This window comes from Armatimonadota bacterium (assembly GCA_025059775.1).
Classification (GTDB): domain Bacteria; phylum Sysuimicrobiota; class Sysuimicrobiia; order Sysuimicrobiales; family Sysuimicrobiaceae; genus Sysuimicrobium.
This window is the reverse complement of the sequence record JANXCW010000005.1, coordinates 108,664-123,675: the sequence shown is the minus strand read 5'-3', so window position 1 is coordinate 123,675 and position 15,012 is coordinate 108,664. Positions and strand designations below refer to the sequence as shown.

General features: G+C 68.5%; 14 protein-coding genes and 3 tRNA genes. 8 read left to right on the top strand and 9 right to left on the bottom strand.

Translation table 11 applies throughout. The annotated features are described in order from the left end of the window. Window positions 1-3 precede the first annotated feature (3 nt). The 3 genes from N0A24_05615 to deoC all read right to left on the bottom strand — a co-directional run bounded on the left by N0A24_05615 (window position 4) and on the right by deoC (window position 2,506). A complete protein-coding gene (locus tag N0A24_05615) occupies window positions 4-585 on the bottom strand; it encodes a hypothetical protein (protein MCS7172864.1) in 582 nt (193 codons plus the stop codon). A gap of 35 nt (window positions 586-620) precedes the next feature. Next, window positions 621-1,634, bottom strand: coding sequence for a nucleoside hydrolase (locus N0A24_05610; protein ID MCS7172863.1), 1,014 nt, complete (start codon window positions 1,632-1,634; stop codon window positions 621-623). 194 nt (window positions 1,635-1,828) lie between these two features. Continuing rightward, window positions 1,829-2,506, bottom strand: a complete 678-nt coding sequence (deoC, locus tag N0A24_05605) for a deoxyribose-phosphate aldolase (GenBank protein MCS7172862.1) — start codon at window positions 2,504-2,506, stop codon at window positions 1,829-1,831. A gap of 152 nt (window positions 2,507-2,658) precedes the next feature. On the opposite strand from deoC, the gene N0A24_05600 reads away from it, so the two are divergent. From N0A24_05600 to N0A24_05585, 4 genes are read left to right on the top strand one after another with little or no spacing between them, the layout of a single operon-like run. Beyond that, on the top strand, window positions 2,659-3,978 hold the full coding sequence (locus tag N0A24_05600; GenBank protein ID MCS7172861.1) for a BMP family ABC transporter substrate-binding protein: 1,320 nt from the start codon (window positions 2,659-2,661) through the stop codon (window positions 3,976-3,978). 51 nt (window positions 3,979-4,029) lie between these two features. After that, complete coding sequence (locus N0A24_05595) at window positions 4,030-5,571, top strand: ABC transporter ATP-binding protein (protein ID MCS7172860.1); 1,542 nt, start codon at window positions 4,030-4,032, stop codon at window positions 5,569-5,571. Beyond that, entirely contained in the window at window positions 5,537-6,577 is a 1,041-nt protein-coding gene (locus N0A24_05590) for an ABC transporter permease (protein ID MCS7172859.1), read from the top strand. The genes N0A24_05595 and N0A24_05590 overlap by 35 nt, the downstream gene beginning before the upstream one ends. Then, the gene (locus N0A24_05585) at window positions 6,574-7,551 is read left to right on the top strand and encodes an ABC transporter permease (protein ID MCS7172858.1); all 978 of its coding nucleotides are present in this window, start codon (window positions 6,574-6,576) and stop codon (window positions 7,549-7,551) included. Before N0A24_05590 ends, N0A24_05585 begins: the two co-directional genes overlap by 4 nt. Before the next feature lie 25 nt (window positions 7,552-7,576). Here N0A24_05585 and N0A24_05580 read toward each other — a convergent pair. Beyond that, window positions 7,577-7,665 (bottom strand) — tRNA-Leu (locus tag N0A24_05580). A gap of 67 nt (window positions 7,666-7,732) precedes the next feature. On the opposite strand from N0A24_05580, the gene N0A24_05575 reads away from it, so the two are divergent. Both N0A24_05575 and N0A24_05570 read left to right on the top strand, forming a co-directional pair. Continuing rightward, a tRNA-Gly gene (locus N0A24_05575) sits at window positions 7,733-7,807 on the top strand. 7 nt (window positions 7,808-7,814) lie between these two features. After that, a tRNA-Cys gene (locus N0A24_05570) sits at window positions 7,815-7,888 on the top strand. 2 nt (window positions 7,889-7,890) lie between these two features. Here the strand turns inward: N0A24_05570 and N0A24_05565 are convergent. The 5 genes from N0A24_05565 to N0A24_05545 form a co-directional block, all read right to left on the bottom strand. After that, a complete protein-coding gene (locus N0A24_05565; protein MCS7172857.1) occupies window positions 7,891-8,895 on the bottom strand; it encodes an iron ABC transporter permease in 1,005 nt (334 codons plus the stop codon). A 4-nt stretch (window positions 8,896-8,899) separates the two neighbouring features. Next, window positions 8,900-9,769, bottom strand: a complete 870-nt coding sequence (gene folP, locus N0A24_05560) for a dihydropteroate synthase (protein ID MCS7172856.1) — start codon at window positions 9,767-9,769, stop codon at window positions 8,900-8,902. 213 nt (window positions 9,770-9,982) lie between these two features. Then, on the bottom strand, window positions 9,983-11,155 hold the full coding sequence (locus N0A24_05555; protein MCS7172855.1) for an aminotransferase class V-fold PLP-dependent enzyme: 1,173 nt from the start codon (window positions 11,153-11,155) through the stop codon (window positions 9,983-9,985). Continuing rightward, window positions 11,152-11,964: a tryptophan 2,3-dioxygenase family protein gene (locus N0A24_05550; protein ID MCS7172854.1), complete on the bottom strand. Its 813-nt coding sequence runs from the start codon at window positions 11,962-11,964 to the stop codon at window positions 11,152-11,154. The genes N0A24_05555 and N0A24_05550 overlap by 4 nt, the downstream gene beginning before the upstream one ends. A 39-nt stretch (window positions 11,965-12,003) precedes the next feature. Next, on the bottom strand, window positions 12,004-12,444 hold the full coding sequence (locus tag N0A24_05545; protein MCS7172853.1) for a RidA family protein: 441 nt from the start codon (window positions 12,442-12,444) through the stop codon (window positions 12,004-12,006). A gap of 132 nt (window positions 12,445-12,576) precedes the next feature. On the opposite strand from N0A24_05545, the gene hisC reads away from it, so the two are divergent. Both hisC and N0A24_05535 read left to right on the top strand, forming a co-directional pair. Beyond that, a complete protein-coding gene (gene hisC / locus N0A24_05540; GenBank protein MCS7172852.1) occupies window positions 12,577-13,686 on the top strand; it encodes a histidinol-phosphate transaminase in 1,110 nt (369 codons plus the stop codon). Window positions 13,687-13,769: 83 nt separating this feature from the next. Next, a complete protein-coding gene (locus tag N0A24_05535; protein MCS7172851.1) occupies window positions 13,770-15,002 on the top strand; it encodes an ABC transporter substrate-binding protein in 1,233 nt (410 codons plus the stop codon). The last annotated feature ends 10 nt before the right edge of the window (window positions 15,003-15,012 follow it).

The window sequence follows — 15,012 nt, the reverse complement described above, 5'->3', positions numbered from 1 at the left end:
GCCTCAACGGGGCCCGCGCGGGGGGCCGGAACGGATCCGCACCACGAGCCATCCAGTCAGCACCACCGCCCAGAGCCAGGTAATCCCCGCGATCCGGTCGGGCCCCTGCAGGAGATGGGGACCCAGGTCCAGGGCCACACGGCCTCCCGTGATCAGCGCCACACCCCCGGCCCACCGTCCCTCCGCGACCAGACCCACTCCGAGTCCTGTAACCGCGCTTCCGGCCACCAGCCGGCCGAGGGAAGCGAGGACGGCAGGCCTCACCTCCAGCCCGTCGGGAAGTCCCAGCTCCGCGAGCTGAAGTGCTCCCCCTCCCGACCTGCTGCCGCCGAGAACCAGGGCCGCGGTGGTTTGGAAGAGCTGGGCGAGCAGACCATTCAGGACCACGAAAACCCAGGAGGCCAGGGCATCCGGACCTCTCCACACCACGGAGGCCAAGAAGGTCACACCCCTGCTCGCTCCGGAGAGCACCAGGAATAGTCCTGCGCCGATCCCAAACCCTACTACGAGGCGCGCGTCCATCCGAAACCGATTCGCCACGGCCGCGGTACTCAAACCGAGGGTGAGCAGTAGGATGCTGGACACCCATGCCATCCGTACGCCCCTCTGCTTCCTCCGCCTCACGCGGGTGAGGAGTCCGTGGAGGGTTCCGAAGAAGGCTCCACCGCCTCCGCAGGGAGTTCCTCCCCGGCCTCTGGAACAGGCGGAGCCCCCATGGCCGAGAAGAGATGCTCCCGGATTCGATCCCCATCGCAGGCGCGCACCAGACGCACGTTGGCCGGTTGGCGGCTCAGGCCCGCGGGATCGGAGACCAAGGCTCCCCGGGTAAGCTCCCCCCGCGCTTCCACATCCACCCGGATCTGAACCTCCTCTCGAACCACCGCGGGATCCACGGCCACGACCATGGCCACCACCGCCCCCAGCACGGACCCCGGCAGGCGCAGGGTACGCCGGCAATACTCCGCCATGGAACGGGTGGCCTCCAGGAAGAACCTACCTTCCCGGGTACCGCTCGCCCGGATGCGGTGGATGTCCTGGGGCCGCATGGCGAGCGCCGCCCGGGCGGTGTCCCAGGGGACCAGGGTCAGGGGCAGGCCACTCCGAAGCACCAGGGCCGCGGCTTCTGGGTCCGCGTAGAAGTTGTACTCGGCCGCGGGGGTGATGTTCCCGTCCTGGAGGGCTCCTCCGTATACGTACACCTGACCAAGAGCGTCTCCCAGTCGAGGGGACTGAATGAGGGCGGCCGCCAGGTTGGTGAGGGGTCCCAGGCACACCACGTGGAGGTCGCGCCGGTAGTGTCGTGCCAGGGACAGGATGGCGTCCACCGCGTGGGGGCCTTCCGGTCTTCCCTTCGGTTTCGGGGGAGTAAAGGTTCCCAGTCCTGTACGGCCGTACATGGCTTCAAAGGGCGTGGGCGGTCGGACAAGCGGCCCCTCGCATCCGGAGTAGACCGCGGTCCGATGGAGCCCTGCGAGCTCGGAGCCGTAGAGCAGGTTCTCCGCGGCCTGGGACACCCGAACCGCGCCCCCCACCGCGGTGATCGCCACCACGTCCACCTCGGGAATCCGGGCCGCGATGAGCAGTGCGAGAAGGTCGTCTGCCGTTCCATCGCTGTCCACGAGTAGGCGACGCATGGATCCACCTCAAGCTCCAAAGAAACCTGCGAAGGTCGCAACAGTCCCGATGGCCTTGCCCGAAACCCCCTCCGCGTTGCGCTCGCACGCCCCCGTCGGCAACCGGCACTTCCACCATTCTAGATCCGGATCCGCACCTGGCAAGGGAGGGGACTGGGGCAGGTCCGGAGGAGTCTATCTCAGGGTGCACCGGCCTACGGCTCCGGCGCCCCCCGCACCACCTCCACCCCGCGGCTGGTCCCGATGCGGTCTGCACCCGCTACGAGCATCCGGCAGGCGCTGGCGTAGTCGCGGATGCCTCCCGCGGCTTTGACACCTATCCGGGGTCCTACCGCGGCCCGGATGCGGGAAACTACCTCCTCCGTGGCACCGGGTACGCCAAACCCCGTGGAGGTCTTGACGAAGTGTGCGCCCACTTCCACCGCCAAGCGGCAGGAGCGGACGGTCTCCTCAGGGGTCAGGAGGGCAGTCTCCAGGATCACCTTCACCAGGGCGCCTGCCCGTCGTGCGGGCTCCACCACCGCGCCCAGCTGCTCCAGGACCAGGTCGTCCAGTCCAGCCTTGAGGAGGCCCACGGGCTGGACCACGTCGAGCTCCCGTGCCCCCGCGGCCAGCGCATGCTCCGCCTGGGTTCGCCGATCCTCCCGCGTCCCAGCGCCCAGGGGGAAATCGATCACCGCACACGGAGCGATGGGCGATCCCGCAAGGAACCGGGCCACCTGCGGGAGGTAGAGGGGGTTGACCACCACCGCGGCGAAGCGCCACTCAAGGGCTTCCCGACACACGCGCTCCACGTCCGCGGGCGTGGCGTCGGGCCTCAGCAGCGTATGGTCAATGCGCCGCGCGAGCTCGGTTCGGGAGAGCAGACCCACCGGGCTCCCTCCAGCCCATTCTCGGCCCTGGGGAGACCCGGGTCAATCCGCGGGAGAGGAGGGTTCCTCCCACAGCAGGACGCCCGGGCCTGGATGCCGTAGCTCTAGCGGGGCGGCCTGTGGGCCGGCATCACGCGGCACGGAGGGAGAACATGTGGTCCAGGATCGTTTTGGCGCTGGCGGTGGCTGCGGCCCTGATGGCCCATGGCGCCGGTACGGATGCGGCCCCGGGGCCCTTCAAGATCGCGGTGGTCTCAGACGTGGGCGGCCGAGGGGACCTGAGCTTCAACGACATGGCCTTCAAGGGGGGCGAGGACGCGGAGCGGGACTTCGGGGTCCGCATGGTGGAGCTGGTGAGCAAGGTGGAGGCAGACTACGTCCCCAACCTCACCCGGGCGGCCAGGGATCCCAACGTGCGGCTCGTCGTGGGGGTGGGATTCCTCCTGAGCGATGCCCTCGCCCAGGTGGCACGTCGGTTCCCGGACAAGAACTTCGTGGGGATTGACACCTTCGCACAGACCATCGTGAAGCAGAAATTCCCCGCCCAGTACCCCCTCCCCAACCTCATGGACGTGGTGTACGAGGAGCACAAGGGAAGCGCCCTGGTGGGTGCCCTGGGGGCGCTCCTGGCGGCTCAGTATGCCAGGCCCCACATCGGGGGCGTGTTCGGCATCGAGATTCCGGTCCTGTGGAAGTTCGAGATCGGGTACAAGTGGGGTGCCCGCTGGGCCACGGAGTGGCTGGCGAAGAACCGGCCCGAGAAGGCCTTCTCCTACCGCAAGGACTTCGTGCTGTGGACGTACACGGGGACCTTCAGCGATATCCCCAAGGGCTACGCCGCTGCCAAGGCCATGTACGCGAAGAATGCGGTGGCGGTCTTCAACATCGCGGGGCCTCTCGGACTGGGCATCAATCAGGCGGTGCAGGAGATCGCGCAGGCCCAGAGGCTGCGCATGGGTCCTCCTTTCTGGATCGGGGTGGACGCCAACCAGGACTGGATTAACCCCGGCTTCGTGATCGCCAGCATGATGAAGCGGGTGGACCGCGGTGTGTACTACACCACCCGGTGGGTCCGGGACGGACAGTTCCGGGACCTGGTGCACCGGACCCAGGGGGTGGTAACTCTTGGGATCGGAACCCGCATCGCGGGCCAGCTCGCGGAGGGCATCTCCGTGAGCACCCTGGAGGATCTGGATGAGTTCATCCGCATGGGGCTGCAGGCGGAGCGCATGACCCGCAAGAAGGTGCTCCCCGCCCCGCCCGCGGAGATCAAGTCCAAGGTCAAGACCATGCGGAATGCGCAGCCCCGGTGGGTATGGGACGCGGTGGCGGAGCTGGAGAAGAAGATCCGGGAAGCTCAGGTCACTGTGCCCATGGTGGTCACCAAACCGGACATCGAGCGGTGGCGGGGCGAGCTGGGATCCCGACCGGACAGGTGGCCCGCGATGGCGCACCGTCCGTTCCAACCGTAGTCTCCGTACGGCTGGGAGAAGCCCGTGGGCAGCGGCACCCCGTGCGTCTGGATGCGTGGGATCCACAAGGTATACCCGGATGGGACCACGGCCCTGAGGGGTGTGGACTTTCAGCTCCACGCGGGGGAGATCGTGGGCCTGCTGGGGGAGAACGGAGCGGGCAAGACCACCCTCATGAAAATCCTCTCGGGGCTGCTGCGGCCCACCCGAGGGGAAATCCTGGTGGACGGCCGGGCCGTGCAGTTCCGCAACCCCAAGGACGCTCTCCGGTACGGCATCGGCATGGTGCACCAGGCGTTCACCCTGGTCCCGCCCTTCACCGCCCTGCAAAACGTCCTGTTGGGCCAGGAGGGAGTGGGAATTTTCCGCCCGCCCCCCGAGGAGGTGGCCCGGGAACGGATCGAACGGCTGCTGGAGGAAACCGGGCTGAGCCTTCCCCTGGACGTTCCCGTGGAGTCCCTCCCCATCGGCGTGCAGCAGCGGGTGGAGATCTGCAAGGCCCTGTACCGCGGTACCTCCGTGTTGATCCTGGACGAGCCCACCTCCGCCCTCACGCCCGGAGAGGTGGAGGAGCTCTTCCGGTTCCTGCGCAGGCTGCGGGAGGGTGGAACGGCCATCGTGCTCATCACCCACAAGCTTCGGGAGGTGTTGGAGCTCACCGACCGGGTGGTGGTGCTCCGCCAGGGGGTGGTGGCCGGGGAACTCCCCACGCTCGGGGCAACTCCGGAGAAGCTGGCGGAGCTGATGGTCGGTCAACCGACCGCCTCCCACGTGCGGCGCACGCCCAGAGCCCCCGGCAGGCCCGTGCTCGTGGTGAGGGGATTACGGGTCCGCAATGACCAGGGTCGGGTGGCGGTGCACGATCTGTCCTTCGAGGTACGGGAGGGCGAGATCTTCGGCATCGCCGGGGTGGAAGGGAATGGCCAGAGCGAGCTGGTGCAGGCCCTCACGGGGCTGCGGCCTGTGGAGGCAGGGGAAATCCGGCTGGCAGACCAGGAAATTCCCCGTCAGGATCCCCTCGCCCTGTACCGCCTGGGGCTTGCGCACGTGCCGGAGGATCGGGCGCGGTTCGGACTCGCCCTGGGCTTCGATCTCGTGGAGAACAGCATCCTGGGCCGGCAGCGGGAACCCCGATTTGCCGGCTTCCTGGGACGACTGAACCGCTCCGCCATCCTCCGTCACGCCCAGGAGCTGGTGCGACGCTTTCACGTGGTGGCCCCGGATCTCGCCACTCCGGTCCGCAGTCTGAGCGGCGGCAACCAACAGCGCCTGCTGGTAGGACGGGAACTCAGCAAGGAGCCAAGACTGGTGGTGGCCATGCATCCCACCCGGGGGCTGGACGTGGCCTCCACCGGGTACATCCGGGAGCTCTTGGTCCAGATGCGCGACGCAGGACGAGCGGTGCTGCTGGTGTCCGCGGACCTGGACGAGGTCCTGGAGCTCAGCGATCGCCTCGGGGTGCTGTACGAGGGGAGGCTCCTCGGGGTGGGTCCCACTGAAGCCTTCTCCCGGGAGGCCATCGGACTCCTGATGGGAGGAGTCGTACAGGCGGATCCTGATGCGGATACCGCGCGGGCTCCGTCCCCTCGCTGAATCCCTGGCCGCGGTTTTTCTGGGATTCATGGCCGGGGGTGTTCTCGTCTGGGCGTTCGGGCACTCCCCCCTGGCGGTCTATCGGGCTTTGCTGGTGGGCGCCTTCGGCAGCCGGGAGGACCTGCTGGAGACCCTGGCCTTCGCCACACCCCTTTTGCTCACCGCCCTCACCTTCGCGGTAGGGGTACGCGCAGGGCTGTTCAACATTGGGGCCGAGGGACAGGTGTATCTGGGTGCCGTAGGCGCTGCCTTCGTGGCCGGCAGCCTCCCCCTGCCGCCGGGTGTGCACCTGCTTATGGCCACCTTGGCGGGCATGACCGCAGGGGCCCTGTGGGCCCTTGTTCCCGCGGTGCTCAAGGCGTGGCGAGGGGTGCACGAGGTGATCTCCACCATCATGTGCAACTGGATCGCCCTGTACCTCTCCATGTACCTAGCGATCCACTTCCTAGCGGAACCCGGCCGCGCGGAGCGCACCATCCCTGCGCTCCCTACCGCCCGCTACCCCGTGTTGAGCGAGGAGAGCACCCTCACCGCGGTGCTGTTCGTGGCCGTGGGATTTGCTCTCCTGGTATACGCGGTCCTGTGGGGCACCCGGATGGGGTACGAGCTGCGGCTCGCGGGGGAGAATCCGGACGCGGCACGGTACGCGGGCGTGCGGCCCGAGCGGGTGGTGGTGCTGAGCCTCGCCATCGGGGGAACGGCCGCGGGTCTCGCGGGTGCGAGCCAGGTCATCGGCCGTCCCCCCGCATGGTCCCTGTACGCCACCCTGGGCAACGTGGCCACCCTGGGCTTCGACGGCATCGGGGTGGCGCTGGTGGGCCGCAACCATCCCTTGGGCGCGGTGCTGGCCGCGATCCTGTTCGGCGCCCTCACCCAGGGTGGTCGCCTCATGGAGTACGAGGTGGGGGTGCTGAGTGAGCTGGTGCGGGCCCTCAACGGCATCGTGGTGTTCGCCATGGCCGTCCCCGAGCTGTGGAACCTGGTACGCGGGAGGCTTATCCGGTGAGGGGTCGCAGGTGGCTTGGGTGGGCGGCAGGGGTTCTGCTGGCAGCCGCCGTGGTGCCTCTGCTGGGACGGGTGGGGCTTTCTCCGGTTTCCCTGCTGGAGACGGGGCTACTGGCGATGACACCTCTCGCGCTGGCCGCGGTGGGGGAGTGCCTCAACGAGAAGGCAGGCCTCGTGAACATTGGGCTGGAGGCCATCTTCCTGATCACCGCCACGGCGGGCGTGTGGTTCGCGGAGCTGGGCCGGAGCGGGTATGTGGGCCTGCTGGGAGGGATGATGGCCGGGGCACTCCTGGGTCTGGGACTGGGCGCGGTGAGCGTGTACGGAAGGGCGGATCAGATCATCGCGGGGATCGGTCTGAACGTGTTCGCCCTCGGCTTCGTGCCGTTCCTGCTCATCAGCCTGTGGGCGTTTCCGGGTGTCCATGTGTTCCCCAACGAGCTCATGGTGCCACGGCTGCGCACGCCCATAGGCCAGGTGAGCCCCGTGACTCTGGGCGCGGTTGCAGCGGCGGTACTGGCGCACCTGCTGCTCCACCGCACCGTGCTGGGCTTTCGCATCCGCGCGGCCGGGGAACGGCCCGAGGCGGTGGACGTGGCTGGCCTGCGGGTGGACCGTCTGCGGCTTCTGACCGCCACGGTGGGAGGGGCCCTGGCAGGGCTGGGAGGGGCTTTTCTGCCCCTCAGTTGGTTCGGAGCCCTGGTGAAGGAGATCTCCGCGGGCAGAGGCTTCATCGCCCTCGCATGCGTGGTGTTTGCGGGACTGGAGCCGCTGATGGCGCTGGGAGCCGCCCTGCTGTTCGGGCTTGCGGACGGGTTCGCCAGTGCGGTGGCGGTGACTCCAGGGGTGAAAGAGCGGGTACCGTTCTACTTCGTGTCCATGATCCCGTATGCCCTGACCCTGGCTGTGGTGGCGGCGGTCATCGGCCGCAGGCGCTTCCCCAGCACCGTGGGCCGGCCCTATGTCCGGAAGTAACTCCGGTGTCTGAGGGTCGGGTTCCTGGTGGGCGGGGTGGGATTTGAACCCACAAGGACCCTCCGGTCCAGCGGAGTTTAAGTCCGCCGCGTTTGCCGGTTTCGCCACCCGCCCCCCTGACTCTACCGTTGCGGGGACATGGGCCACAACCCTATAATGGGGAATGTAGGATGTAGAGAGCGCGGGTGTAGCTCAGCGGTAGAGCGTCGGCTTGCCATGCCGAAGGTCGCGGGTTCAAATCCCGTCGCCCGCTCCAGGATCGAGGCGACGTAGCCAAGAGGCAAGGCAGGGGTCTGCAAAACCCCGACCGCCGGTTCGAATCCGGCCGTCGCCTCCAGGTTATCCATCGATCCCCCGCCGCAGTAACCACAGGAAGAACGGAACCCCGAGGAAGGCCGTGATCACACCCACGGGGATCTCCGTGGGGGATGCGGCGGTGCGGGCAACGAGGTCCGCATCCACCAGTAGCGCGGCCCCCGCCAAGGCCGAGCCTGGGAGCACAAACCGGTGGTCCGGGCCCATGAGACGCCGCACCAGGTGCGGAACCAGAAGCCCCACGAACCCGATGAGGCCCGCGACGGACGCCGAGGCCGCGCTCATGAGGGTAGCTCCTCCCACCAGCCACCGCCGGGCGCGGGTGACGTCCACACCCAGGGCCCGCGCCTCTTCCTCGGATAGGAGCAGCAGGTTCAGCTCCCGCCACCGGGCCTGGACCAGAACGTACCCCAAGATCAGGAAAGGAAGGACGTGGCCCAGGTGGAGCCAACCCCGCCCGCCGAACCCGCCCAGAAGCCAGGTCAGGGCCTGCTGCGGGGTGCCGGAGGAGAGCAGGAGGAGGGAAGTGGCCGCGGTCAGGAGGGCACTGAGGGCCAAGCCCGCCAGCAACAGATCCTCCATGCGGATCCCCCCGCCGCGACGGGCAATGCGGAAGGCCACGGCGACCGTAGCGAGAGCTCCCAGGAACGCGGTGACCGGCACGGTGGGACCGCCCGCCCCCGCGGAGAGCGCGGCCACGGCTCCGAGGGCGGCGCCCGCGCTGACCCCGATCACGTAGGGATCCGCCAGCTCGTTCCGGAAGAGGGCCTGGTAGGTGGCGCCGCTGGAGGCCAGAGCCCCCCCCACCGCAGCCGCCAGCAGGACCCGGGGAACCCGAAGCTCCACGACGATGGCGTACACCTCCGGGGCAACACCCTCCGGCCCCTGAAGGAGAGCCCGCACCGCGGCTCCGAAGGGCACCCGGACAGAGCCCAGAGCGACCCCCGCCCCGAGGCTCAGCCCCAGGTAAGCGATCAGGGTTCCAAGCGCCAGGTGCCTGCACCCCCAGGGTCTTGCACTGAGGTCCACGTGGTTACTCCGCGGCTGGGACATCCACCTGGACGGCCTGGGCTAGATCCAGGAGTGCCTCCATGGTGCGGGCGATCCGAACCATGAAGCGGACATCATGCGTCCGGATCACCCGGGCTCCCCGTTCGATGCCCAGGACCACCGCGGCCGCGGTGGCCTCGAGCAGCTCCTCGGGGGGAAGCTGGAGGAGATCGCGCAGGTAGTTCTTCCGAGAGGTGGCCAGGTACACAGGGTACCCGAGCGCGAGGAGCTCGGGCAGGCGCAGGAGGAGGGTCACATCGTGGTGGGGCTGCTTGTCGAAACTGAAGCCCGGATCCAGGAGGATCCCATCCCGGGGGATCCCTCGCGAGCGCGCGAACTCCGCTTTCCGCGCGAGGAACCCTCGAACCTCGGCCACCACATCCCCGTACCGGAGGTCCGGGTGCGGGATCTTGTGGAGGCCGCGCCGGTGCATGATCACCAGTCCTGCGCCGAACTCCGCGGCGAGATCCGCCAGGCGGGGGTCTGCCAGGCCGCTCACGTCGTTGATGGCCACCGCCCCCGCCCGAAGGGCCTCCCGGGCCACCTCGAACTTCGTGGTCTCCACGATCACGGGAAGCCGGACCTCCTCCCGGATGCGGGCGATCGCGGGAACGACCCGCCGGATCTCCTCGGAAGGGGGGACGGGAGGTCCGGGCCGGGCCGATTCCCCGCCCACCTCGAGGAGATCCGCACCCTCTTCCGCCATCTCGTGGGCACGGGTCAGCGCGTCGTCGAGTTCGGGGTGGCGTGCTCGGGCGTAGAAGGAGTCCGAGGTCAGGTTGAGAATTCCAACCACATAGATCCGTCGCCCGAGATCGAGGGTGACGTCCCGCAGCCGAAGGATGCGTCCCATCGTCCCCATTTTACGCACCGGGAAGGTCATGTCCTGGATCCGGCGAGCTGCCGTGCGGCACCCGGGAGGGCATCGCGGCCAACGTTCAGGGGCGGGTGCTCCCCCTGGCTCCATGGGGATCGGTGTCCGCGCAGGGCCGCAGGAGTCCTCCGCTGGGCAGTGGTTTCCGGCTTGCCTGGAGGCCTTAGAGCCCGACCAGATCGTCCCGCCCTGTCATCCCTCGCCGGGATGAGGCGACGACACCATTCGGGCTACTCGCTCCTGGATCGCTTCGAAGACGCGCTCTACCTCATCGGGATGGGTGTAGAAGTGGGCGGACATCCGGATGCCGGCCTGCGGCCGGTAGTCCACGAGGATGCCCCGGCGCACGAGCTGTTGGGCCACCTGTTCCGCACCGGGAAAATCCACCACCACCATCCCGCCCCGCCGTGCAGGGTCCCGCGGGGTACGGACTCGAAGCCCGAGCTCGTCCGCCCGCTCGATCATGCGCTGGGTGAGTCGCACGGACTTCTCCCGGATGGCCTCCACCCCCACCTCCAGCACCACCTCCAGCCCTGCCCGCGCCGCGAACAGCCCGGAGATCCCGGGCGTCCCTGTCAGGAAGCGCCTGGCATCCGGTGCCAGGTCCACCTGGAGCTCGAAGGCAAACGGCGTCCGGTGGCTGAACCATCCCACCACCCGCGGCCGCAGCTCCGGGATCCGATCGGGGCGCACGTACATCCACGCGGCCCCCGGCCCCCCGCACAGCCACTTGTGGGAACCCCCCAGCACCACATCCGCGCCCCAGGCTTGCACATCGATGGGTACGCAGCCTGCGGTTTGGTAGGCGTCCACGATGACCCAGGCCCCGCACCGGTGGGCCATCGCCGCGATAGCTCCCACGTCCTGCAGGAACCCCGATCGGAAGATCCCGTGGTCCACCACCACCGCGAGGGTGTCCGGATCCACCGCTTCCTCCCACGCTTCCGGGGGAACGGTGATCCCGTCCGGGCTGCGGACGAGGTGGAGGCGCACGCCGAGGTCCCCGTGCATCTGGAGCGCGTAGAGCAGGGAGGGAAAGTTGAGATCCGTGGCCACCACCTTGGTACGGCCGCGCGGCCGTACCAAGGCCGAGAGGAGGACGCCAAACAGGGTGGAGACGTTTTGGTGCAGCACCACGCTTCCCGCGGGAGCCCGGAGGAGGGCCGCGATCCGGTCCGCGTGCTCGCGCAGGGATGTCTCCCATTCCTCCCAGGCCAGCACGCCCCGCTCCTCCCACGCCCGGAGGTACCGCTCCACCCACATCCAGGCGGACCGGGGCATGGCCCCCATGGAGTGGGAGACCAGGTAGGTGGTGCGGGTCAGGATGGGGAACTCCTCCCGCCAACGCAGCAGCGGATCCCTCATTCCTCCCGCTCCACGAAGGTGCGGGCCTTCCACAGGAGGGGGAAGAACCGCTTGGAGAGGGTGGCCCGCAGGTAGTCCACCCCGGTGAAGTAGCTCCCCTCGGAGGATCCCACGGTCCGCTGGACGTCCTCCTGTCCTGTCCCGGGCCGGGCCCCGATCATCCGTTCCACCATGAGTACGTGGCGGTGTCGCCACAGGGAGAAGGCCTCGTCGTAGTCCAGGAGAGCCTCGCACAGCTCGTCCAGGTCCAGGAGCGCGGGCTCCCGATGGATGCGGATGAGGGTGTGGAGCAGTTCCGCCTCGGGGGAGGTCGTAAGGCCCCGACGGCACAGCAGGCCCACGAAGGCGTCCCATACGCTAGGCTCCTCCAGTCGTCGCCGGAGCACCTTCCAGTCCTCGGGCTCCCCCTCGAAGCTCCGGAGGTACCGGGGATCCTTCAGGCCCGAGAGGAACTCCACCTCCCGGAACTGCCGACTCTGGAAGCCGCTTGCCGGCCGTAGACGCGACCGGAACTCCAGGAAGTCCCAGGGCCGCATGGTCTCCAGCACGTCAAATCCCCCCGTCATGACCCGGCAGATCTCCGCCACCCGCCGCAACAGGCGCACGGCCCCCCGCGGCTCATCCCGGTTCAGGGCCTCCCGTACGGACTCCAGCTCGAAGAGCAGGAGCTTGAACCACAGCTCGAATACTTGGTGGACGATGATGAACTGCAGCTCATCGTGCGCGCCACTGAGGCGTGTCTGGAGGGAGAGCAGGTCGTCCGTCCGAATGTACGAACCGTAGGTGAGCGGCTTGATCCGCGCTTCCATGCTCACCCCCCCTTTCCCGGCGTGGTCCATTCCCGGCGGCTACGCGCCTCGTCGTCTCCTCCCGCACGTCCCCCTCTCCTTCTGCGGGATCACCGCGATCCCCTCGATCTCCACCAAGGCCTCCTCCCGGAAGAAGCCGGTGACCTCGAAGAGGGCCATGGCGGGGTAGTATCCGCCGAAGAACGCCCGGAACACCTCCCCGAGGGATCTCCGATGCTCCAGGTAGGCCGCACGATCCCGCACGAAGATGTTGAGCTTCACCACGTCCTGGAGGGTTCCCCCTGCCGCCTCCACCACCGCCTGCAGGTTGGCCAGGGCCTGCCGGAACTGTCCCACGAGATCCGGGGCAAGCCGGCCCTCGGGATCGCTGCCGTCCTGACCTCCCAGGAACAACAGGTCACCGCCCCGCACGAGGACTCCATGGCTGTACCCTCTGGGGGCGGGAAGCGAGGGCGGGTTGATGATCCGGCGCTCCCCCATCCTAACGCTCTGGGTCCTCGGTGCACCGGTGCAGATATCACCCCTAACCGTTCGATACTTGGACCCTCTTCCCTCCTCCCCCGCACAGGAAATCTTCGGAAAATGTGCGAATTCCCTACCGGAGGTGCTTCCATGGAGGTGGATCCCCGGGCCCGCGCGGCCCTGCGCCGCATCCCCACCTATCTGGCGGGCGGCTCGCTCGAGCGGCTGCGCCGCACCCTCAGGACACCGAACCTCGTGAAGCTGGCGAGCAACGAAAATCCCCTTGGCCCTTCCCCCCGGGCGCTGGAGGCCCTGACGGCTGCAGGGCCTTCCCTGGGGCGCTATCCGGACGACGAGGGCTGGGAGCTGCGCTCAGCTCTAGCGAGGAAGCTGGGGGTTCCCGCGGAGTGGGTGGAGGTGGGCGCGGGGAGTACTGCCCTCTTGAGACTCCTGGCGGAGGCGTACCTCGACCCCGGGGATTCCGTGGTCTATCCCTGGCCTACCTTCCCCCTGTACGCGGTGTTCGCGCGGATGCGGGAGGCTCGGGAGGTGACGGTCCCCCTGGACGACCTCGGGCGCCCCGACCTGGAAAGGCTCCTGGAGGCGGGGGAGGGTGCGCGGCTGCTGATCCTGTGCAACCCCAACAATCCCACGGGGACCTATGTACCGGAACGGGACCTCCGGGGTTTCCTGGAACGCCTGCCGGAAGGGGTCCTCGTGGTCCTGGACGAGGCTTACGGGGAATTCGCGCGGGAGGCGGCAGCGGACTACCCGGACGGGGTACGGTGGGTGCGGGAAGGCTATCGGATCGCGGTGCTGCGCACGTTTTCCAAGGTGTACGGGCTTGCGGGTCTGCGCGTGGGGTACCTGGTGGCCCCGCCGGAGGTTCTGGAGGCGGTGCGGCGGGTAAGGGAGCCCTTCCAGGTGAGCACCGCGGCTCAGGCGGCGGCCCTGGCGGCCCTAGAGGACGAGACGCACCTGAGCCGGACCCTAGCGGTGGTGGCCACGGGCCGACGGTACCTGGAGGAGCTGGGGGCGGAAGGGAAGCTCCGGTCCTACCCCAGCGTGGCGAACTTCGTGTGGTTCGACCTGGATCTCCCCGCCCGTCAGGTCTACGAGGGTCTGCTCCAACATGGGGTGCTGGTGCGACCGGGGCCTGGGGACGCCACCTGGATCCGGGTCAGCGTGGGCACCCCTGAGGAGCTGGGTCGGTTTGCACAGGCTCTCTGGTCCGTGCTCCGATCCCTGCAGGCGAGCTAACAGGAATCCCACCCAAGCCTAGAGAACCAAACTACCGGTCCGCCCCGGGCAGGGGCGGGGATCCTCGGAGAGGAGGAAGTAGCATGCGCATGCGGAGGCTTGCGGTGCTGGCCATCCTGGGGACGGTGGCGGCAACCGTGTCCCGTGCGGGGGCGGGTCCCTCTCCCCGGTTCGAGCGGAACATCAAGGTGGGGATCGTAGACACCTACAGCGGACCGCCCGCGGTCTTCGGGAACGATGCCCTCAACGGGTTCCGACTGGCCCTGGAGGAGATCAACCGGGACGGCGTATACGGCGCCCGCATCGAGTTCGTGACCCGGGACGAGAAGTTCAGCCCGGAGATCGGGCTTAGTATGGCCCGGGAGCTGGTGCTGCAGGAACGGGTGGATCTTCTGGTGGGCACCATCAACAGCGCCACGGCCCTGGCCATCTCCGCCTTCGCCCGGGAGCAGCGGGTGCCCTTTATCGTGTGGATCAGCAAGAGCGAGCAGATCACCGGAGCCAAGGGCCACCGGTACGTGTTCAGCACCTCGGAGAACACCGCCATGGCGGGCAAGGCCCTGGCCTACGCCCTCGCCCGGCGGGGCTACACCCGGTTCTGGATCGGTGCGGAGGACTATGAGTACGGGCACGCGGTCACCAACTCCTTCTGGCGGTTCATGAAGCGCGCGAAGCCCGAGGTCACCCTCCTGGGGCAGACCTGGTGGCGGACAGGGGAGCCGGATCTCGTTCCGTACCTCACCCAGATCCTGCAGGCCAGGCCCGACGCGGCCTTCTTCGGTACGGGCGGGGCGGGCATGGCCAACGTGCTGCGCACCATGAAGGTCATCGGGTTCGCGGAGCGCGTTCCCTCCGCCATCCACACCGCCATCGACGTCACGGTGCTGCGGCCCCTGGGAGCTGCAGCTCCGGAAGGCGTGTGGGGGACCACGGACTATCTCTTCTACTATCCCGAGAGCCCCGCGAATCGGGAGTTCGTGCGGCGGTTCCAGACCGTCTACCGGGATCCGCCGGGCTTCCCCGCTTTCCACGGCTACATCACCGCCCACTTCATCGCGGAGGCCTACCGCAAGGCCCGGTCCCTCGACCGGGAGCGGTTCATCGAGGCCCTGGAGGGGCTGAGGATCCGCACGCCCGTGGGGGAGGTGGAGATGCGGGCCTGCGACCATCAGGCGGCCCTGCCCCTGTTCTTCGGCCGTACGAAGCGGGACCCCCAGTTCCCCTTCCTGGTAGCGGGGGACCTCCTGACCCTTCCGGTCCGGGAGGTCATGCCTACCTGCGAGGACATCCAGAGGGCGAGGGCACAGGGGCGGTAAGGAGCAGGGC